This window comes from Halarcobacter ebronensis (assembly GCF_013201825.1).
Taxonomy (GTDB): Bacteria; Campylobacterota; Campylobacteria; order Campylobacterales; family Arcobacteraceae; genus Halarcobacter; species Halarcobacter ebronensis.
This window is the reverse complement of record NZ_CP053836.1, coordinates 1,529,164-1,549,743: the sequence shown is the minus strand read 5'-3', so window position 1 is coordinate 1,549,743 and position 20,580 is coordinate 1,529,164. Positions and strand designations below refer to the sequence as shown.

At 28.3% G+C, this 20,580-nt stretch carries 20 protein-coding genes; 12 read left to right on the top strand and 8 right to left on the bottom strand.

The genetic code is table 11. The annotated features are described in order from the left end of the window. The 6 genes from AEBR_RS07570 (at position 1) to AEBR_RS07545 (ending at position 5,424) form a co-directional block, all read left to right on the top strand. Positions 1–687: a response regulator transcription factor gene (locus AEBR_RS07570; protein WP_228712191.1), complete on the top strand. Its 687-nt coding sequence runs from the start codon at positions 1–3 to the stop codon at positions 685–687. A gap of 193 nt (positions 688–880) precedes the next feature. Beyond that, a complete protein-coding gene (locus AEBR_RS07565) occupies positions 881–2,011 on the top strand; it encodes a sensor histidine kinase (RefSeq protein ID WP_129087722.1) in 1,131 nt (376 codons plus the stop codon). Next, positions 2,004–2,696: a response regulator transcription factor gene (locus AEBR_RS07560; RefSeq protein ID WP_129087723.1), complete on the top strand. Its 693-nt coding sequence runs from the start codon at positions 2,004–2,006 to the stop codon at positions 2,694–2,696. The genes AEBR_RS07565 and AEBR_RS07560 overlap by 8 nt, the downstream gene beginning before the upstream one ends. A 125-nt stretch (positions 2,697–2,821) precedes the next feature. After that, the gene (locus AEBR_RS07555; protein WP_129087724.1) at positions 2,822–4,354 is read left to right on the top strand and encodes a flavocytochrome c; all 1,533 of its coding nucleotides are present in this window, start codon (positions 2,822–2,824) and stop codon (positions 4,352–4,354) included. 3 nt (positions 4,355–4,357) lie between these two features. Then, a complete protein-coding gene (locus tag AEBR_RS07550) occupies positions 4,358–4,798 on the top strand; it encodes a cytochrome c3 family protein (RefSeq protein WP_129087725.1) in 441 nt (146 codons plus the stop codon). Further along, positions 4,795–5,424 carry a cytochrome c3 family protein gene (locus tag AEBR_RS07545; RefSeq protein WP_129087726.1) on the top strand — a complete coding sequence of 210 codons (630 nt, stop codon included), beginning with the start codon at positions 4,795–4,797 and terminating at the stop codon, positions 5,422–5,424. Before AEBR_RS07550 ends, AEBR_RS07545 begins: the two co-directional genes overlap by 4 nt. A gap of 5 nt (positions 5,425–5,429) precedes the next feature. Here AEBR_RS07545 and AEBR_RS07540 read toward each other — a convergent pair whose 3' ends face one another. The 3 genes from AEBR_RS07540 to AEBR_RS07530 are packed head-to-tail and all read right to left on the bottom strand — an operon-like array spanning position 5,430 to position 8,341. Continuing rightward, a complete protein-coding gene (locus tag AEBR_RS07540; RefSeq protein ID WP_129087727.1) occupies positions 5,430–6,107 on the bottom strand; it encodes an anaerobic ribonucleoside-triphosphate reductase activating protein in 678 nt (225 codons plus the stop codon). After that, positions 6,088–6,246, bottom strand: coding sequence for an anaerobic ribonucleoside-triphosphate reductase (gene nrdD / locus AEBR_RS15555; RefSeq protein WP_128978354.1), 159 nt, complete (start codon positions 6,244–6,246; stop codon positions 6,088–6,090). The genes AEBR_RS07540 and nrdD overlap by 20 nt, the downstream gene beginning before the upstream one ends. Continuing rightward, complete coding sequence (locus AEBR_RS07530; RefSeq protein ID WP_129087728.1) at positions 6,227–8,341, bottom strand: ribonucleoside triphosphate reductase; 2,115 nt, start codon at positions 8,339–8,341, stop codon at positions 6,227–6,229. Before AEBR_RS07530 ends, nrdD begins: the two co-directional genes overlap by 20 nt. Positions 8,342–8,543: 202 nt before the next feature. On the opposite strand from AEBR_RS07530, the gene argF reads away from it, so the two are divergent. Genes argF through lgt form a run of 4 tightly spaced genes read left to right on the top strand, consistent with a single transcriptional unit; the run spans position 8,544 to position 12,974 of the window. After that, positions 8,544–9,470, top strand: coding sequence for an ornithine carbamoyltransferase (gene argF / locus AEBR_RS07525; RefSeq protein WP_129087729.1), 927 nt, complete (start codon positions 8,544–8,546; stop codon positions 9,468–9,470). 12 nt (positions 9,471–9,482) lie between these two features. Next, on the top strand, positions 9,483–10,850 hold the full coding sequence (hemN, locus tag AEBR_RS07520) for an oxygen-independent coproporphyrinogen III oxidase (RefSeq protein WP_129087730.1): 1,368 nt from the start codon (positions 9,483–9,485) through the stop codon (positions 10,848–10,850). Continuing rightward, the gene (locus tag AEBR_RS07515; protein WP_129087731.1) at positions 10,850–12,145 is read left to right on the top strand and encodes a (Fe-S)-binding protein; all 1,296 of its coding nucleotides are present in this window, start codon (positions 10,850–10,852) and stop codon (positions 12,143–12,145) included. The genes hemN and AEBR_RS07515 overlap by 1 nt, the downstream gene beginning before the upstream one ends. A 7-nt stretch (positions 12,146–12,152) precedes the next feature. After that, entirely contained in the window at positions 12,153–12,974 is an 822-nt protein-coding gene (gene lgt, locus AEBR_RS07510) for a prolipoprotein diacylglyceryl transferase (protein WP_129087732.1), read from the top strand. On the opposite strand, the gene AEBR_RS07505 is transcribed toward lgt, so the two are convergent. The 5 genes from AEBR_RS07505 to polA form a co-directional block, all read right to left on the bottom strand. After that, the gene (locus AEBR_RS07505; protein ID WP_129087733.1) at positions 12,961–14,256 is read right to left on the bottom strand and encodes a hybrid sensor histidine kinase/response regulator; all 1,296 of its coding nucleotides are present in this window, start codon (positions 14,254–14,256) and stop codon (positions 12,961–12,963) included. The genes lgt and AEBR_RS07505 overlap by 14 nt on opposite strands. Further along, positions 14,234–14,494 carry a DUF2116 family Zn-ribbon domain-containing protein gene (locus AEBR_RS07500; RefSeq protein WP_128978368.1) on the bottom strand — a complete coding sequence of 87 codons (261 nt, stop codon included), beginning with the start codon at positions 14,492–14,494 and terminating at the stop codon, positions 14,234–14,236. Before AEBR_RS07500 ends, AEBR_RS07505 begins: the two co-directional genes overlap by 23 nt. Next, complete coding sequence (locus AEBR_RS07495; protein WP_129087734.1) at positions 14,494–14,694, bottom strand: hypothetical protein; 201 nt, start codon at positions 14,692–14,694, stop codon at positions 14,494–14,496. The genes AEBR_RS07500 and AEBR_RS07495 overlap by 1 nt, the downstream gene beginning before the upstream one ends. A 24-nt stretch (positions 14,695–14,718) precedes the next feature. Next, entirely contained in the window at positions 14,719–15,420 is a 702-nt protein-coding gene (locus AEBR_RS07490) for a response regulator transcription factor (protein WP_128978372.1), read from the bottom strand. 107 nt (positions 15,421–15,527) lie between these two features. Further along, positions 15,528–18,215 (bottom strand): DNA polymerase I, encoded by a 2,688-nt coding sequence (polA, locus tag AEBR_RS07485; protein ID WP_129087735.1) that lies wholly within the window; start codon positions 18,213–18,215, stop codon positions 15,528–15,530. Positions 18,216–18,287: 72 nt separating this feature from the next. On the opposite strand from polA, the gene AEBR_RS07480 reads away from it, so the two are divergent. Next, positions 18,288–19,793, top strand: coding sequence for a PAS domain-containing sensor histidine kinase (locus tag AEBR_RS07480; RefSeq protein ID WP_129087736.1), 1,506 nt, complete (start codon positions 18,288–18,290; stop codon positions 19,791–19,793). Then, complete coding sequence (kdsB, locus tag AEBR_RS07475; protein ID WP_129087737.1) at positions 19,790–20,515, top strand: 3-deoxy-manno-octulosonate cytidylyltransferase; 726 nt, start codon at positions 19,790–19,792, stop codon at positions 20,513–20,515. The genes AEBR_RS07480 and kdsB overlap by 4 nt, the downstream gene beginning before the upstream one ends. Positions 20,516–20,580 lie beyond the last annotated feature (65 nt).

Sequence of the window (20,580 nt, the reverse complement as noted above, 5' to 3'; positions counted from 1 at the left end):
TTGAGAGAGAATGAAGATTTACTAAAAGATTTAAAAATCCTCTTTGTTGAAGATGAGGTAAATATTTCAAAACTATTAAAAGATGCTTTGGGTGAATACTTTTACTCTTTTACCATGGCAAACAATGGGGAAGAGGGTTTATCAAAATTTGAAAAAATAAAACCAGATATTGTTATTACTGATATTATGATGCCAAAATTAGATGGTTTGGAGATGACTAAAAAAATACGTCAACTTGATGAAAATGTACCAATTATAATTTTAAGTGCTTTTTCTGATAAAGAGAAGCTTTTAAAAGCAATAGATATTGGTATTAGTAAATATTTTATCAAACCTTTTGATCCAGAAGAGGTTTTAAACTATTTAAGTGATTTAGCAAAAAAAATAGATAAAAATAGAGTTTTAAAGATAAATGAAAATTTCACCTTTGATACTAATACCAAAAATCTATTTGAAAATGATAAATTAGTAAATATAACAAAAAGAGAGAAACAGTTCCTCACCCTACTTCTACAAAATGAGAAAGAGATATTAGCTCCACAAAAAATTAAAGATGAACTCTGGAATGAAGATGTAAGTGATGAAAGATTAAGAACATTTATTAAAAGATTCAGAATTAAAACATCTAGAGAATTAGTAAGAAATATTACAGGTCAAGGCTATATAATTTCTGTTAATAATGAATAGTTATAAGAATTATTTATAACTATTCTCTTTTTTTATTTTTCTTCTTTCCTTATTAATAATAATATATTTATAACAATAATATTAATTTAACTACATAAATATAAGAAATAATCTAGAAATACTATAGAAAAATAATTTTTTAATATAAATATAGATATAATTACAAATAATAATTTAAATAAGAGAAAATGATTTGAAGTCTATTAATACTATATTTAAAAATATAATAGAATATGATGAAAAAGCTATACTAATTCTTGATAATGAATATTATGTAAAATACTATAATAAAAGTTTTGCAAATTTTTTTAAACAATCAAAAAGTGTTTTATCAACTAAAACAAAACTTACTGATGATATTTTTTTAATTAAACTCTTTTCTAAACAGAAATCAATACAATTTTTTGAACTTTTAGACTCAACAATGAAGAGTTTAAAAACTAATAAAAAAATTTTTAATTTCTCTTTTAAAAAACAAGAATACTTTTATCTTTTTACCTCTTCTGCAATATTGAAAAAAGATACTTGTGAAGGAATAGTTTTAACAATTAATGATATTACAAAATCAATTTTTGAAAAAGAAGAGATAAAAAGACAAGAAAATGTATTAATACAAGAGTCTAAAATGGCGAACTTAGGAAAAATTTCCGGTGCTATATCTCATCAATGGAGAGTTCCCTTAAATGCAATTTCAATACTTCTTGGGAATTTAATACAATTTAAACATGATGGTTTATTAACAGATCAAATATTTGAAAAAAATATAAGCTATGCCATGAATAATATAGAGTATTTAACAAATACCATTAATACTTTCAAAACCTTTTATATACCAAATATTAAAATTGAAGAGTTTTTATTGCATGAAGCCCTTGAACAGATTATTAGTATAATTAATCCCTACATAAAAAATAGTAATATTGAGATTAAAATTTTAGGAGATAAAACTCTTAAATGCAAAAATTATAAAAATGAGTTTCAACAAATAATAGAGATACTTTTATTAAACTCAATTGATGCTTTAAAAAATATCTATAAAGAAACTCCCTCTTCAATAAAAATTTATATAAAAAACATAAAGAAAAATTTTGTAATTAGTGTTGAAGATAACGCAGAAGGTATTCCTCTTTCAATCAGAGATACAATTTTCTCTGCTTTTTGTTCAACAAAAAAGAGTAGTGCTAATAGAGGCAGTGGTGTAGGTCTTTATATTGCAAAAACAATTGCAAAAAGAAAATTATGTGGAGATTTATATATAGATTCTTTTAGTAATCCCACTATATTTTCACTTGAAATTCCAAAAAAAATTGACAAAAATGATTGATAAAAGTGTACTAAAAAAACTTTCAAAGATTCGTGTACTTATTGTTGAAGACGATGATATTACTGCATATGCATTAAAACAATCTTTGGAAATGTATTGTAAAAGAGTTGACACGGTATATGATGGATTATCAGGATTTGAATACTTTAAAAAGAACTCTTATGATATTGTAGTTACTGATATAAATCTTCCTGAATTAGATGGTTTGGAGATGATTCAATTAATACATGAAATCTCTCCACACACACCTGTTATAACAATTACTTCATATGATAATAGTAGAAATATTTTAGGAAGTCTAAACCAAAGAGTTTATACTTATTTACGAAAACCAATAAATATTGAAGAGCTTCAAATTGAGATATTAATGGCAACAAAAGATGTTAATAACTCACAAGTAGCTTTAAAAAATGGGTTTACTTATGACAAATACAAAAGAGTCTTAACTAATTCAAAAAACAAAGAGATTTTACTTACAAAAACAGAAAAAGATATCTTACATCTATTAATTTCAAACCTTAATAATATTGTTTCATACTCATCAATTGAGTGTTATGTATGGCAAGAAAAAAGTATGAGTATTGAAGCATTAAGAATGAGAATTAAAGAGATTAGGCATAAAACATATTGCGACATTATTGAAAATATCTCAGGTTGTGGATATAGAATAAAATCTTCTAACTAAGATATTTCATCCTCCTTATTTATCAAAAAATTCCTATTTATCTTTTAGTCTATCCAAAGATTACTTTTTAGTTATTTTTTTATATTAATATTAATTTGAAATTTAATTTTAAGGAGAGAATTATTATGGCAAAAATAACAAGACGTAATTTTTTTAAATTAGGCGCAGTTGGAGCTGGAATGTTGGCTCTTGGAAATAATGTAAATGCTTCAGCAATTGACTCTAAAAAAGTCAAATATGATGAAGAATATGATGTAGTTATAATTGGTTCAGGGTATGCTGCTCTCTCTGCAGGAATTACAGCTGCCAAAAAAGGAGACAAGGTTCTTCTCGTTGAAAAAATGGGAAGAATTGGAGGAAACTCTGTTATAAATGGAGGTCTTTTAGCTGTAGTAAATAGTCCAAAACAAAAAGTTGAAGGAGTTCAAGATTCAATTGATTTGTATATGGAAGATAGTATGAAAGCTGGAAGATATATTAATCATCCAGATCTATTAAAAGTAATAGGTAAAAGAGGAAATGATGCCTTAAAACTTGTAGAAGAATGTGGTGCAAAATTTTATGACAAATTATCACACCTTGGTGGGCACTCTGTACCAAGAACTTATTTAGCAGCAAATGGTAGTGGGTCAGGAATTGTTTTACCAATGTTTGACTATATTGAAAAACTACCTAATGTTACAGTAAAAAGAAGAACAAAATTTGACGATTTTATTCTAGAAGGTGATAGAGTTATTGGTATAACTGCTAGAGAAAAATACAAATTTGATTCAAAATTGAAAGATGATGACTTTGAAAACAAAAGTGGTACTAAAAAATATTTCAAAGCTAAAAAAGGGGTTATCCTAGCTAGTGGGGGATTTAGTTGTGACACTTTTTACAGAACTCAACAAGATCCAAAAATTCCTGCAGATGCTGACTCAACAAATCAACCAGGAGCAACAGCAGGTGTTCTTTTAAAAGCATTTGAACTTGGAGCTGTTCCTGTTCATGTATCTTGGATTCAGTTTGGACCTTGGGCTTGTCCAGATGAGAAAGGTTTTGGAGCTGCTTCAAACTTTAATATTAATGCTTCATTTAGATATGGTATTTCAGTAAATGCAAAAACTGGAAAAAGATATATGAATGAATTAGCAGATAGAAGAACAAGAGCAACAGCAATGTTTAAACTTGTAAATGACAACAAAAACTATCCAATTAATATTTGTGACCAAGTTGCAGTAGATAAAATTATTCCAGATATTGCAGAAAAAGCTTTAAAAGCTGGAGTTGTCAAAAAATATAATTCAATTGATGAATTAGCAGCTGCTTATGGTATTCCAGTAGCAGAATTAAAACAAACAATTGGTAAATATAATGACTACGTAAAAGCTGGTCAAGATCCAGATTTTGGTAAACCAGTTGATAAAACAGATGGTGTTTTGATTGCTAAAGCTCCATTTTATGGAACAAAAGGAGTTCCAAAACTTCACCATACAATGGGTGGTTTGAAAATCAATACTAAAGCACAAGTTATCTCATCTTATACAAAAGCACCTATTCCAGGTCTATATGCAGCAGGAGAGATAACAGGTGGAACACACGGTGCAAGTAGATTAGGAAGTTGTTCAATTCCTGATTGTCTTGTATTTGGTATGGTTGCAGGAGAAAATATATAAATTATGAAAAAAGTATTAATCCTTATATACTTTATCTCTCTTATATCATTAATCTATGCAAATTCACAAAAAGAGGAGAGCAATGCTCTCTCCTCTTCCATAAAAATTACACCTGAAATAAAGAAAAAATATCCTCTAAAACACTCTCATAATAAGTTATCTTTAGACTGTATTTTTTGTCATGTAGGGCAAGGAGTCAATCCTGAAAATTTTGAAGCTGTTGATGAAGATAAATGTCTTTTTTGTCATAAATCAAAAATTTATTTAGCAAAAAGATTAGAATTTATGGATACATTAAAAGCAAATCCACATAATTCAGTTCATGATGGTCCAAATTTATATTGTGATGAGTGTCATAGGGAACATAAACCTTCTGTTAACATGTGTTCAGAGTGTCATTTAAAAGAGATTAAAAATAATATTTGGATGAAGGATACACCATGAAACAAATATTTTTTATATTAATACTTTTAGTTGTAGGTCTCTTTATAGGTATTTTTTTCTCATATGGAGTATATTATGGTATACACAAAACAAGTAGCGAAAACTTTTGTGTTTTGTGTCATGAAATGGATCCAATGGTTATTGCATATAAAAATGATCCCCATGGAGGTAAAAGTAAAATTGGTGCAAGTGCAAGATGTGTTGACTGTCACCTTCCCCATGATAGTTTGGTAAACTATATTTATACAAAAGCAACTACAGGAGTAAAAGAGCTTGGAATACATTTTTTTGGAAATGTAGATGGAATTGATTGGCAAAAAATGAGAGAGAGTAGAGAATCTTTTGTTTATGATGAAGGATGTTTAAATTGTCATGGTAATATTTTTGATAAAAAATTGGCAACTTTATCTACTAAAGCTCAAAAAATGCATAATCACTATAATAAATTAAAAGGAACTGAACAAGAAGTTAAATGTGCCTTCTGTCATTTTGAGGTTGGACATACTGGGTTAAGAAACTATTTAAATTATTACAATCCTGAGCACTCTATTTATAAAGAAAAAATGGAAAACAAAAAAGAGGAGTTGTTAAATGAGTATAAAGAGTATGGAATAAAAACTAAATAGTAGTTTTAGTAATTTCTATACTCTATTTTTAAAGAGCTATTCAAAAGAGTTTTATTTAATATTTTGTTTGGCTCTTGCATATTTCCAAGATTCTCTTGGGTATGAAGGTAGTTTTGTAAATAGTAAGTACCTTTATACTCTCTTTGTTCCAAATCTAAAATAATAGAGTTTATATCCTCTTCATCAATTAGGTTTGGATGTACTGTTGTTCTAACTTCAAAAGGGAAATCATCTTTTATTAACATATCCAAAGTCTCTGTAAATTTTTTATTTGAATTGATTTTAGTTATATTTGTAAATTTATTTTGTGGAGCTTTGTAATCTAAGGCAATAAAATCTATTAGTTGATTTTGTATAAGCTCATTAATAACATCTGGTTTAAGACCATTTGTATCTAGTTTTATTTTATATCCAAGTTTTTTAACTACTCTGCATAAATTAAGAAGATTGTGATTTGTTGCTTCACCTCCACTTAATACAACCGCATCTAAAAGCCCTATTCTCTTTTTTAAAAAGGCAATTAAATCCAAAGGTGTGTAGTTTCCACTTTTTGCGTTGACAATTTGAGAGTTATAACAGTATTTACATCTCATATTGCATGATACAAACCATGCAATACAAGATAGATGATCTTTATAATCAACAGTTGTAAAAGGCGTAATATTATAGATAATCTTTTTCAATAAATTTTACCCTTTGTCTATGCTCACCCTTCTTACCTATGTTGAAACTCTCAACTGGTCTGTGGTATCCCATAACTCTAGTGTAAACTATACACTTTGTTCTCTTATCTTTCAATTTATTAGGCTCTAAGCTTTTCATTGTTTTTTAACTCCTCTTCTAAAATTTCTTCATCACATATTGGACAATATTCATATTCACCGCTAATATATCCATGTTTTGGACACACAGAAAAAACTGGTGAAATTGTTATATATGGTAGAGTATAATTTGAAATAACATTTCTAATTAGCTTTCTACAAGCTTCTGTTGAGCTTATTCTCTCTCTCATATATAAGTGAAGTACTGTACCACCTGTATATTTACCTTGTAAACCATCTTGTAAATCTAATGCTTCAAAAATATCATCTGTAAAATCAACTGGTAGTTGGGTAGAGTTTGTATAGAATATATTTTCTCCAAAACCTGCTTGGTAAATATCGTTGTATCTTTTTTTATCCTCCTTCGCAAATCTATATGTGGTTCCCTCTGCTGGCGTTGCTTCAAGATTATATAAATTTCCTGTCTCTTCTTGATAAGAAACCATTTTTTGTTTCATAAAATCTAATATCTCATTTGCAAATGAAATACCAATTGGTTTAGAAATATTGTATTCTTTTTCACTAAAATTAATAAGCATCTCATTTATTCCATTTACACCAATTGTTGAAAAGTGATTATTGAAACTTGGAAGGTATCTTTTTGTGTATGGGAATAGTCCTCTTTCATATAAATCATTTATAAAAACTCTTTTTTTCTCTAAAGTTGATTTTGCTAAATCCATCAACTCTTCAAGTCTATTAAAAAGAGCCTCTTTATTACCTTTGTACAAATATCCTAATCTTGCCATATTTATTGTAACAACACCAACACTTCCTGTCATCTCAGCACTACCAAAAAGTCCCCCTCCTCTTTTGAGAAGTTCTCTTAAGTCAAGTTGCAATCTACAACACATTGATCTTACATGACCTGGTTTATATGCACGTTCATTTGGTATAAGTTTTCCATTTTCATCTTTTACATATTGACTTCCAATAAAGTTTTGAAAATATGAAGAACCAATCTTTGCTGTATTTTCAAAAAGTAAATCTGTATTTTCTCCATACCAATCAAAATCTTCAGTTATATTAACCGTTGGGATAGGAAAAGTAAAAGGTTGTCCTGTTTGATCTCCTTCTGTCATTACTTCATAATAGGCTTTGTTGATTAAATTCATCTCTTTTTGAAAAGCTTTATATGTCATATCAACTAAAGAGCTATACCCTCTCTCTACGGCTTTTTCTAATAATTGTTTGTCTTCAATATTTTTAAAAATGTGTTCTTGATTTCTTGTTGGTATTTGTCCTTTTAAATCCTCTGGAACTGTCCAATCTATAGTAATATTTGTAAAAGGACTTTGTCCCCAACGTGCAGGAACATTTAAGTTATAGACAAAACTTCTAATAGCTTTTTTAATCTCTTTAAATGATAGTTTGTCTTTAAAAACATAAGGAGCCAAATAGGTGTCAAATGATGAAAAAGCTTGAGCTCCAGCCCATTCACTTTGTAAAATACCTAAAAAATTTGCCATTTGACCTAAAGCTTCTCTAAAGTGATTTGGAGCTCTACTCTCAACTCTTCCTCTCACTCCGTTAAACCCTTCATCAAGTAAAACTCTTAAACTCCATCCTGCACAATAACCACTTAAACAATCTAAATCATGAATGTGATAATCTGCATTTCTATGGGCATAACCTTCCTCTTTTGAATAAATTTTATCTAACCAATAATTTGCAATAATTTTTCCAGCACTGTTATTTATAAGTCCAGCATGAGAATAACCTGTATTTGAGTTTGCATTTATTCTCCAATCTGTACCATTTATATACTCTTCTATAGTTTGAGTTGAATTTACATAAGTTGTATCTTCATTTAAACCTAAAAGATGTTCCCTTTGCATTTTATGCATGTGCCTGTATAGCATAAAAGATTTCATTACATCATAATATCTTGCTTTAAAAAGCTCTTGTTCAATAGAATCTTGAATATCTTCAACTGCAACTACTCTCTTTTTACTTAACTCTTCGAGGACATTTAAATAAATAACAGCATCATATGTTACATGAACACTGCTAAAAGCCTTTTTTATGGCATCTTTTATTTTAAAGTCCTGAAATTTCTCATATTTACCGTCACGCTTGAGTATATTTTCAATCATTTTTTATCCTTTGTCAAGGCAATCATAGGGATATTTCTCTTAAAAAATAATAATATAATCTGTCACACTAATGTCATTATATGGGCTCTAGAAAAAAATTAATAATTTTTTATCTTTTATTTTGTTTGGATTTTTGAATTTAAGTTAAGAGTAAATCATTTTTGGTTAAAATTGATTCTTTTTTTAAATGAAAGGTTAAATCATGAGACATTTTTTAACATTAAGAGACTATACAAAAAGTGAAATCTTAGAAATTTTAGAACTTGCAGCAAAAATTAAAACAGAGACTAAAAATAGAGTTTATAAAGACTATTTACCAAGATATACCTTAGGTATGATATTTGAAAAAAGTAGTACAAGAACAAGAGTTAGTTTTGAAACAGGTATCTATCAACTTGGTGGTATTGGACTATTTCTATCATCAAATGATATTCAATTAGGTCGTGGTGAACCAATGAGTGACACAGCTAGAGTTATATCTAGAATGGTAGATATGGTTATGATTAGAACATTTGAACAATCAAAAATTGAAGAGTTTGCAAAATACTCTAAAGTTCCAGTTATAAATGGTTTAACAAATGAGTATCACCCTGTACAACTAATGGCTGATTATCTTACAATTCAAGAGGCTGGTTTAGATAAAAATCTTGTTGTTGCTTATGTTGGAGATGGTAATAATATGACTCATTCATGGTTAATGTTAGCTTCAAAGCTTGGTTTTGAACTTAGAGTTGCAACACCAAAAGGTTATGAAGTTGATGCACAAATTCTAAAAGATGCACAAGAGTTTTCAAAAGAATCAGGAGCTAAAATTATTATTACAAATGATCCTAAAGAGGCTGTTAAAGGTGCAACAGTTATTACAACCGACACTTGGGTATCAATGGGACAAGAGAATGAGAAAGAGAAGAGAATTAAAGATTTTGATGGCTATATTGTAGATGAAGCAATGATGAAACTTGGTGCACCAAATGCAATATTCTTACACTGCCTTCCTGCTTATAGAGGTTATGAAGTTAGTGAAGGTGTAATTGAAAGCCCTCAAAGCCTTATTTTTGAAGAGGCTGAGAATAGACTACATGCACAAAAAGGTGTAATGGTTTGGTTAGATAGACAAAACAAAAAGTAAGAGTTTTTTATTATGATTGATTTTAAAAAGTTTGAAAAATATTCAAAACCAGGGCCTAGATATACTTCATATCCAACAGCACCTGAGTTTAGTGAAGAGTTTACTCAAGAAGATTTAAAAGAGTATTACAAAAATCAAAGTGATGACAGGAATTTATCTTTATATATTCATCTACCTTTCTGTAGAAGCGCCTGTTATTTTTGTGGATGTAATGTTATCTTTACATCAAAAGAGGATAAAAAAGTTAGATATATTGAGTATCTAAAAAAAGAATTATCACTTTTAAAAAATGTATTAAATACAAAAAGAGTAGTAACTCAAATGCACTTTGGAGGAGGAACTCCAACTTATTTCTCTCCAGAGCAATTAAAAGAGGTAATCTCTTTATTAAAAGAGACCTTCCCTAATTTTAGTAGTGATGCTGAAATCTCTTGTGAAGTAGATCCAAGATATTTTACAAAAGAGCATATGGATGCACTTAAATGGGGTGGATGTAATAGACTTAGCTTTGGTGTACAAGATTTAAATGAAGAGGTTCAGAAAACAATTCATAGAATTCAACCCTATGAGACAACTCAAAATGTAATGAATATAGCAAGAGATGCTGGAATTCACTCAATTAACATTGATTTAATTTATGGTTTGCCTCACCAAAATAGAAAAACATTTCATGAAACAATAGAGCAAATAATAAAGCTAAATCCAGATAGATTAGCTGTATTTAACTATGCGCATGTTCCTTGGCTTATGAAAACAATGAGAAAATTTGATGAATCAACTTTTGCTCCTCCAACAGAAAAATTGGAAATATTAAAAGATACTATTGATTTTTTTACTTCAAATGGTTATAAAATGGTTGGAATGGACCACTTTGCTAAACCTGAAGATGAGCTATTTAAAGCTATAGAAAAAGGTGAACTTCATAGAAACTTCCAAGGATATACTACAAAAGGTGGAGCTGATTTAATAGGTATTGGTGTAACATCTATTGGAAATGGTGTTGACTATTATGCACAAAATTATAAAGATTTAAAAGAGTATGAAAATGCATTAGATAGTGGGAAACTTCCTACTTTTAAAGGGTATAGATTAAGCCAAGATGATATACTAAGACAATATGTTATTATGGAACTTATGAGTAATTTTAGTCTAAACATAAAAAGAGTAGAAGAGAAATTTAATATCAATTTTTATGACTATTTTAAAGAAGATTTAGAGATGTTAAATGAGTTTATTGAAGCAGATTTAGTATCAATTAAAGATGATAAGATTGAAGTATCAGCAACTGGAACAATGTTGATTAGAAATATTTGTATGCCATTTGATGCTTATTTGAAAAAAGTTCCTGAAAATAAAAGAAGATTTAGTAAGACAATATAATGGAAAAAAACGAAAAATTTAATTATACAGCAATTAGCGATGACTGTGTAAAGTGTGGTAAATGTAAACCTGTATGTACTATTTTTAATGTAAATCAAGATGAAACTACAAGTCCAAGAGGATTTATTGATCTTTTAGGAGCATATAAAAGGGATGAATTAGAACTTGATAAAAATGCAAAAGATATTTTTGAATCATGCTTTTTATGTACAAACTGCGTAGATGTTTGTCCTAATGATTTACCAACTGATATGATTATTGAACAAGTAAGATTTGATATTGCAAAAAAATATGGAATAGCTTGGTATAAAAGAGCTTTCTTTTTTCTATTAAGACATAGAAAATTAATGGATATTTTGGCATCTTTAGGTTGGGTTTTTCAAACTTGTGCTTTAAAAAAAGATACGCAGAAGAAAACCTCATTTCTTAGATTTCCTGTTCCTTTAATTAAAAAAGAGAGAGCATTAACTTATGCAGATAAAACAAGTTTTTTAAATAAGTATCCAGAGAATATCCCTTCAAATGAAAAAGTAGAGGGGAAACAACAAAGAGTTGCAATATTTATTGGATGTATGAGCAACTATGCTTACACAAAAACTGGAGATGGATTAGTAAAAATTCTAAAAAAACTTAATGTTGATATTTTTATTCCTAAAAAACAGTTATGTTGTGGAGCTCCTGCATACTTTACAGGAGATTTTGATACTGTTGATTATTTAATAAAACATAATATTGAATATTTTGAGACTTGGTTAGAAGAGGTTGATGCTATTATAATTCCTGAAGCTACATGTAGTGCTATGATTAATCAAGATTGGGAGCACTTTTTACATGACCAACCCCAATGGAAAGAGAGAGCTTCTAAAATCTCTAAAAAAGTATTTATGGCTACAAAATGGCTTGAAGATAATACAAATTTAAAAGAATTACTTGCAAAATCAAATAAGAAATTTGACACAACAGTTACTTATCATGATGCTTGTCATGCAAGAAAAGTGCAAGGGGTTTGGAAAGAACCAAGAGAACTTTTAAAACAAAACTATGTAATGACAGAGATGAGTGATCCAAATAGATGTTGTGGATTTGGTGGAGTAACTATGCAATCAGAAAAATATCATTTAGCAAGAGCAGCAGGACTTCCAAAAGCTGCTATGATAAAAGAGACAAATGCTCAAATTGTAAGTGCCGAATGTAGTGCCTGTAGAATTCAAGTATCAAATTCACTTCATGTATCAAATGTTGATGTGATATTTAAAAATCCTATTGAACTAATTGCGGATGCACTAGAAGATTAGGTCTTTTATGGAAGTTTGGCAAAACATATACTCATATTTTAATCCTGTAGCTTTTAATATAGGCTCAGTATCTGTTCATTGGTATGGGATTATGTATGCTCTAGCCCTACTCTCTGCTATTTTTGTTGCTAAATGGTTTATTAAACATGACAAACTACCAATTACAAATGATCTTTTTGATTCATATATTTGGTGGGCAGAGATTGGTGTAATCTTAGGGGCAAGACTAGGTTATGTTCTTTTTTACGATACACATACTATATATTATTTAACTCATCCTTGGCAAATATTCAATCCTTTTATAGATGGGGTTTATGCAGGAATTTCGGGTATGAGTTACCATGGTGCTTTTATAGGTTTTTTAATTGCATCGCTTCTTTTTTGTAAAAAAAACAAAGTATCTTTTTGGTTTTTAGCAGATATATCTGTTTTAGGAATCTCAGCAGCTTATGTTTTTGGAAGAATTGGAAATTTTTTCAATCAAGAACTGTTTGGAAGGGCAACAGATGTTCCTTGGGGAATATATGTAAATGGCGTTTTAAGGCACCCCTCACAGCTTTATGAAGCATTCTTAGAGGGTATTTTAGTATTTATAATCCTTTTTATCTATAGAAAGAAAAAGGTTTTTGATGGGCAATTGGCAATAATGTATGGGATTCTTTACTCTATTGCTAGGATAGTTGCCGAATTTTTCAGACAACCAGATATTCAACTTGGCTTTTTATATGGTGGATGGTTAACAATGGGGATGCTTATTTCTGGAATATTTGTTCTAATTTGTATTGTAATACTTATATTTATGAAGAAGAGAAAAGCTACTTTGTCGTAGTAGTTAATTGAGCTTTTCCTTTTTCATACTCTTCAATAACCTCTTCTAAGCTTTTAATCTTTTCTCTGTATTCATCAATATAACCTTGAAGAACTTTTATTCCTTCTTGTGATTTTTCAAACTTTTCATTTATAACTTCATATTTCTTTTTTATTTTTTGATATTCATTTGTTGCTGAAGTTGCAGTTGAATAAAGTTTTTCTATCCTCTCTTGATAGTTTTTTTGCATATCATCATTTTTATCCATAGAAGTTCTAAGATGTTTTTCTAAAGAAAGAATTCTTCCTCTGTCATCTGCATTTTTAGTCTTTAGAGTCTTTATTTGATCATTTAATCCTGTAAAAAATTTTGCAACTTGTTTGTCTTTTTCCATTTTTGCATAATGCAGTGCATCATCAAACTCCTCTTGAAGTCTTTTTTGATGTTTTATTTGATGGGTTTTTTGTTGCAAAATATATTTTTTTAGTTTATGTTTTTCCTCTTCATCTTCTGTTATTAAATATCTACTAGAAACATATTTTTCAATATTTCCATCTTCATCTAATAGTGGGAAAATAGTTGCTTTTACATAATAATCATTACCATTTTTTGCTCTATTTTTTAACTTTCCTCTCCATACTTCTTTATTTTGTATTGTGCCCCATAGAGATTCAAAAATTTTTGGAGAAGTATCAGGATGTCTTATTATATTGTGATTACTACCAATAAGCTCTTCTTTACTGTATCCTGAGACTTCACAAAATATATCATTTACATAAATTATTGTACCATTCAAATCAGTTTCACTAATTAAATTTTCTTGATCTAAAACATCTCTATAAAGCTGCAGTTCTTTTTTTTGTTTAAATACAAGCTTTTTATTATATCTATTTGTGAGAATTCTATTCATTACTTTAATAGTTGTATTAACTAAAATTGGTTTTGCAATATAGTCAGAAATATTAAGTTTTATTATTTTAAGTAAAAAATCTGAGTCATTAAATGTAGTTATTATTAAAATAGGTAATTCAAAATCTTCTTTTCTAACCTCTTTAATAAAATCAATTCCACTTACATTTGGCATATTAACATCAGTTAATATAATATCAATTTCATTTTTATTTGCACTATATAACTTCAATGCTTCATTACCATCAAGTGCAATGAATACTTTATTAAAATAGTGTTCTAATACAGGAAGAAGCTCCTCTTTAGTTGCTGCATCATATTCAGCATATAAAATATTTGATTGATTTAATATGTCAATATTAAGATTAAGGTTATTTTGATTCGATAAATCCATACTCTACTGCTAATTCATCAATTTTCTTTTGCAGTAAATCAATTCTCCAACCATGTCTATTTGCAAAACTCTCAATCTCTTGTTCTCTTTCATCAGGGGTACTGAATACAAAAATTCTTTTTAAAAATGGTTTAGGAACTTGAATTGCTATAAGTTGAAAGTAATTCTCTTTGCAGCTTCGCGAACAAAAAGCTTTACTCATAGCTATCTTTTTCCCACAGTACGGACAGTGTGACATTATATCTTCCTCTTTTTTTCTATAATTTTATAAAATTTGGCATTGGTTACGTCTTGCAAAAATTTTGGATCTACTTCATGCAATGCAATTATCTCAACTTCATTTTCCCCCATCATCCAACCTTTTCCAGTGTCTAATAGTTTTTCTTCCTCAAAAAGTTGGATAAGTTCTTCTTTTGATAAAATTTTTTCTTCTTTCATTAAGACTCAAAATTAAAAATTGCTCTATTTTTTAGGTTCATCAATAACATAACCTTTGTTTGAATGATTTTTTATTATCTCATAATACGTTTTTTGTCTGATTTTATTTACAATATTTCTCATTGTATATATTGACATATTTTTGCCTTTCCAAACCACACTCTTAATTGTATCATAATCTATGATCTCCCCTCTTTTAGCAATTAATAATTTCATAAAACCTTTTTCAAGTCTTGTAAAATCAATCAATATTCCACCTGATTTAAAGAATTGATCTCTATACTCATCAAAATAAATTCCATTTTGGAATTCAATTTTATCCCCTCTTTTTGTCTGATTTAGACACATAATAACAGCAAGTTTAATGTCTTTTGATCTTAATGGTTTTGTTAAGAATGTATATGCACTATTATTTATTGCTGTAACAATATTTTCATTATTATCATCATTTGAGATAATAATTTTTGGTAAAGATGGTGCAGCATTTGTCAAACTTGTACAAGCTTCATCAAAATTAATTGCATCAACATCCGTATCAATTATAATCATATCAAAGTTATTTTCTTCAACTTTGTCTATAGCTTGACTAACACTCTTTACTAAAGAGAGTTCTTTAAAGTACTCATCAAACTCTTTTTCTATTGTCGTTCTCAAACTATCATCATTGCTAACAAAAAGTAGCTTAGCATTGTATAGTTTTCTGATATTTTTTAATGTTTTAATCATAATAGACTCTTTTGTAAATATATTTTAGTTTTTTATTCTATCAAAATTGTAGGGAAATGTCAAAAGAAAATTATTAAAAAATAAATAAAAAGTACATAAAATCATTTTTACTTTAACTCCTGCCAAGAGTTACCAATACTTTTAGAAACTTTTAAAGGTATAATTAACTTATATATATTTTCCATTATCTCTACAATATTTTTTGTTATTTTATCAACATTTTCTTCTTTTACTTCAAAAATTAGTTCATCGTGAATCTGTAAAAGCATCTTGACATCAGCATCATTTTTGTATTTTTTGTAAATTTCTAACATTGATAATTTAATTAAATCTGCTGCACTTCCTTGAAAAAGTGTATTTACAGATTCTCTTAAAAAAGCAGCTTTCATCATTTCATTAGCAGAATCAAAATCAAAAACTCTTCTTCTTCCCAATAGAGTTTCTACATAACCATCAGTCATTGCCCTATTTTCAATAGATTTCAAATACTCTTTTACACTTACGAAGTTTTCAAAATATGCATCAATATAAACTTTTGCCTCTTTTGCAGGAATCCCTAAAGTATCACCAAGTTTTCTGCTACCCATTCCATATAAAAGTCCAAAGTTAATTGATTTTGCAATTGCTCTTTTTGAATCAGCTAGTTCTTCACCAAAAATCTTAACTGCTGTTTGCCTATGAATATCTTTATCTTGTCTAAAAGCTTCAACTAATGCTTCATCTTGAGAAAAATGTGCCAAAAGTCTTAACTCTATTTGTGAGTAGTCAATTCCAACTAACTTATATCCATCTTTTGGAATAAAAGCACTTCTAATCTCACCACCTGCATCACTTCTAACTGGAATATTTTGAAGATTTGGATTTTTTGAACTTAATCTTCCCGTTGCAGTTCCTGTTTGTAAAAAAGATGTATAAACTCTATTCTCTTTGTTTTTTAATCCAAGTTCTAGAAGAGGTTTTATATAAGTCGATTGTAGTTTTGATGCCTCTCTATACTCCAATAAAAGAGGAATAATACTATGCTCCTCTTTTAACTTTTGAAGAACAACTTCATTTGTACTATAACCACTTTTACTCTTTTTAGATGGTGGAAGTTTTAATAGATCAAAAAGAATTTCGCCTAATTGTTTAGGTGAATTAATATTAAACTCACTTCCAGCACTCTCATATATTTTAGAGGTTAAATTTTGAATAAATTTACCATTTGACTCTTTTAGAAGTTTAAATTTATTAGTGTCAACTTTTATTCCGTTATTTTCCATATATTCCAATACATATATAAAATCAAACTCATATTTAAAAGCAATATCAACTAACTTTTTTGCATCAATTTTATCAAACTCTTCTAATAGTTTAAAATATAGTTTATAAGTGTAAAGAGCATCTTCAGCAGCATATTTTGTTGCTTCAATAATATCTACATTTGAGAAATCTTCTCCTTTTTTAACCACATCTTTAAAAGCAATCATTTCATGATCAAAAAATTTCTCAGCTAAAGCATCAAGACCAATCTTTTCACTGCTATTTAAAAGCCAAGCAAGTATCATTGTATCAGCATAAAGTTTCAGCTCAATTTCCAATTGATTTTTTATAACGGCATAATCATATTTAAAATTTTGCAATACAAGTTTTTTATCATTTAATTTCTCTATTGCTTTTTTAGCTACATCTATATCTACTTGTTTTGTAACTCCTAAATAGTTATGATTTATTGGAATATAGTAAGCTCTATTTTTTTCAAAACAGAAAGAAAAACCAACCAATGTTGCGTTTTTTGTATCTAAATCTGTTGTTTCAGTATCAAAAGAAACTATTGTATCATTTGGAATATTATCAATTACATTAAAGAGTTTCCTCTCTTCATCTAAAGTGATATATTCGATTTTTTCATCCTCTTTTACAGTTTTTTCAGGAATTTTTGTTTTATAATTTAGTCCCTCTTTATTTACTCTATCAAGAACTCTACTTAAATCATACTCCTGAAGGATATCTGCGATTTTAAGGATAGGGTTTTCTATTGGTAAGGTATAGTTATCAATCTCTTCAATATTGTGACATTCAGTATGTAAAGTTACAAGTTGTTTTGAGATATATGCCATCTCTTTACCCTCTTCAAGAAGGGTTTTCCATCTTGCTTTTTCAATACTCTCAATATTCTCATAAATTGCATCTAATGAGCCATACTCTTTAATTAAAGCCTCTGCTGTTTTTGCTCCAACACCTTTTACTCCTGGAACATTATCTGCACTATCTCCTAATAAAGATTGGTAATCAATAAATTGCTTAGGTCTAACACCATACTTTTCAAAGCATTTATCTTCATTTATTACGCTTTTTTTGATTGGATCAAACAGATATACTCTGTCATCATCAATTAACTGATATAAATCCTTGTCATGGGAAACAATTCTTACTTCCAAATCTTTTATTTTTGCATCATGAACAATTGAAGCAATAATATCATCGGCCTCAAAACCACTTTGCATTGCAGTTTTAAATCCCATTTTTTCTATCCACTCAATTGCAATAGGAAGTTGTTTTAACAAATCTTCAGGAACATCAGGTCTGTGTGCCTTATATTGGTTATAAATCTCATTTCTAAAAGTATCTCCCTTTGCATCAAGGGCAAATACTAAATAATCTGTTTGAAAATCTTTTCCAATATTTGAAATAAAATTCATAAAACCAGTTAATAAGCCTGTTGGAAATCCATCTTTCGATTTTAAAGGAGGTAATGCAAAATAGCTTCTAAATAAAAACCCAAATGTATCAATTATAGTTATAGTTTTTTTCATTAATCTCTTCTTTCATACGCTTATTTAAAGATTTTATAATATAATAATAAGACTTAAAAAGAAGGTTTTAGATTGTCTTTAGAAGAGATAGAGATATTAAAAAAAAATAATCAAGAGCTACAAGAGATAATCAATAACTCTTGGGATGGTATAGGAATAATTGACAAAAAAACAAGGCTGATTTATGTCAATAATGCCTTTATGCCAATACTTGGATTTTCTAAAAATGAACTACTAAATAAAGAGTTTACTCTTTTTATGCAAGATAGATATAAAACTCAATTTTCAAAGCTTTTAGAAGTTGATGGAAAAGATAAAAAATATAAAGCCGAAATAGATATTGTTTGTATAAGAAAAGATAATGTTAATGTATATCTAAAAACAACAATCTCTTCTATGTTAAATAAACCACTTTTTGTAATAAATATTAAAGATATTACTAGTCAAATTTCTACTGATGAAATTTTAGATGACTATGTTTTGTCTATGCATTTTGATTTACATCTGCATATTACTAAAATAAGTACAGCTTTTTTAAAACTTACAGAGTATAAAAAAAGTGATATTGTGGGAAAACCACTAAAACAAATTGTGCACAAAGATACGGATGAACTTATATTTGAAAATATTAATAAAACCCTTGAAACTCTGCAAGAGTGGAGTGGTTTATTAAAAGCAGTAAAAAATGATGGAACATCATTGTGGTTTAATATAAAAATCAAACCAATGTATAATAAATATGGTGATGTAATAGGATATACTTCATTGGTATTTGATGCTACAAAAGAGATAAATCTCAATGATGAATCCTCACTATTACAAAAACAAATAGAAGAAGCAAAAAATCAAATTAAACAAAAAGATCAACTTCTAATTCAACAATCAAAACTCTCAATTATGACAGAAACCTTGCAAAAATTATCCCATGAATGGAGACAACCTTTAAATATAATATCTCTTCAAGCCCAAAAATTAGAGTTTGAATATAGTATGGGTGTTACTCCTGATACAGATAAAACAATTGAGGTTTTAGATAGAATAAAAAATGAAGCAAATGAACTCTCTAAAACAATTGAAAGTTTTCAAAGTTACTTAAAACCAGATACTAAAAAAAGTTTAACAACACCAAAAGCTTTAATAGATAAAGCAATAGATATTTTCAAAACAAATAGTAAAGAAGAGTTAAAAATTGAGAAGATATATGAAGATAATTTTAGCTTTTTTATATTAGAAAAATATCTTGTTGTTGTATTAGTAAATATCTTAACAAATGCAAAAGAGCAGATAATAAGAAATAAAATTGCAAATGCTCTTATAGAAATAAAACAGTACCACTTAGATAATAGTTTGATTATAGAGATTAGTGATAATGGTGGTGGGATTAAAGATGAAATTTTACACAAAATATTTGAACCATATTTTTCTACAAAAGAGAAAAAACATGGTGTTGGATTAGGATTGTATACAAGTAAATTGATTACAAATATAAAATTAGGTGGTGTTATAACTGCATCAAATAGCGAATTTGGCGCAACAATTAAGTTATCAATACCAATTGAAGAGGAGATAAATAGATGATAATTATACCTGCAAGATTAAATTCTAGTAGATTTGAAAATAAAATATTAGTTGATATTATGGGTTTACCAATGGTTGTAAGAACTGCAAAGCAAGTTAGTAAACTAGACAGAGTTGTAATAGCAACTGATTCACAAGAGGTAGTGGATATTGTAAAAAGTTATGGCTTTGATGCAATTATAACTTCAAGTAAGCATCAAAGTGGTACAGATAGAATAAATGAAGCTGTAAATCTATTAGGACTAAGTGAAGATGAAGTGATAGTAAATGTTCAAGCTGATGAACCTTTTATTGAAGAAGAAGTAGTTCAAGCGGTAATAAACAGGGTTAAACAAGTAAAAGAAAACAATGAAGATGTTATGATTGTTAGCTGTTACAAAGAGATTAGTTCTGAACATGCGGATGATCCCAATCTTGTTAAAGTTGTAATAGATGAAAACTCAAATGCAATATACTTTTCAAGAGCAAAAATCCCTTATCATAGAGATCACTTTAAAAGTGCTTCATATTTAGGTCATTTGGGAATTTATGGTTTTACCAAAAAGAGCTTAAATAAATTTTGTCAACTATCTTTGTCAAAACTTGAAAATATTGAAAAACTAGAACAATTAAGAGCACTTGACAATGGATATAATATTGCAATGGTAAAAGTTGATTCAAAATCTTTCGGTATAGATACTGAAGTTGATTTAAAAAATGCTTTGAAAATTTTTTTAAAATAAATAATTAATCTACTTTTTTTATGATATAATCAGCCTAACAATAAGAAAAGGTTATTTTATTAGTC

Bases quoted from the DNA above. Each gene is read 5' to 3' on its own strand.
- AEBR_RS07530 (WP_129087728.1), bottom strand. From the start codon at position 8,341: ATGATTGAAAATATACTCAAGCGTGACGGTAAATATGAGAAATTTCAG.
- AEBR_RS07560 (WP_129087723.1), top strand. From the start codon at position 2,004: ATGATTGATAAAAGTGTACTAAAAAAACTTTCAAAGATTCGTGTACTT.
- AEBR_RS07555 (WP_129087724.1), top strand. From the start codon at position 2,822: ATGGCAAAAATAACAAGACGTAATTTTTTTAAATTAGGCGCAGTTGGA.
- AEBR_RS07490 (WP_128978372.1), bottom strand. From the start codon at position 15,420: ATGATTAAAACATTAAAAAATATCAGAAAACTATACAATGCTAAGCTA.
- AEBR_RS07505 (WP_129087733.1), bottom strand. From the start codon at position 14,256: ATGGATTTATCGAATCAAAATAACCTTAATCTTAATATTGACATATTA.
- lgt (WP_129087732.1), top strand. From the start codon at position 12,153: ATGGAAGTTTGGCAAAACATATACTCATATTTTAATCCTGTAGCTTTT.
- polA (WP_129087735.1), bottom strand. From the start codon at position 18,215: ATGAAAAAAACTATAACTATAATTGATACATTTGGGTTTTTATTTAGA.
- kdsB (WP_129087737.1), top strand. From the start codon at position 19,790: ATGATAATTATACCTGCAAGATTAAATTCTAGTAGATTTGAAAATAAA.
- AEBR_RS07500 (WP_128978368.1), bottom strand. From the start codon at position 14,494: ATGTCACACTGTCCGTACTGTGGGAAAAAGATAGCTATGAGTAAAGCT.
- AEBR_RS07515 (WP_129087731.1), top strand. From the start codon at position 10,850: ATGGAAAAAAACGAAAAATTTAATTATACAGCAATTAGCGATGACTGT.
- hemN (WP_129087730.1), top strand. From the start codon at position 9,483: ATGATTGATTTTAAAAAGTTTGAAAAATATTCAAAACCAGGGCCTAGA.
- AEBR_RS07545 (WP_129087726.1), top strand. From the start codon at position 4,795: ATGAAACAAATATTTTTTATATTAATACTTTTAGTTGTAGGTCTCTTT.
- AEBR_RS07495 (WP_129087734.1), bottom strand. From the start codon at position 14,694: ATGAAAGAAGAAAAAATTTTATCAAAAGAAGAACTTATCCAACTTTTT.
- nrdD (WP_128978354.1), bottom strand. From the start codon at position 6,246: ATGAAAAGCTTAGAGCCTAATAAATTGAAAGATAAGAGAACAAAGTGT.
- AEBR_RS07550 (WP_129087725.1), top strand. From the start codon at position 4,358: ATGAAAAAAGTATTAATCCTTATATACTTTATCTCTCTTATATCATTA.
- argF (WP_129087729.1), top strand. From the start codon at position 8,544: ATGAGACATTTTTTAACATTAAGAGACTATACAAAAAGTGAAATCTTA.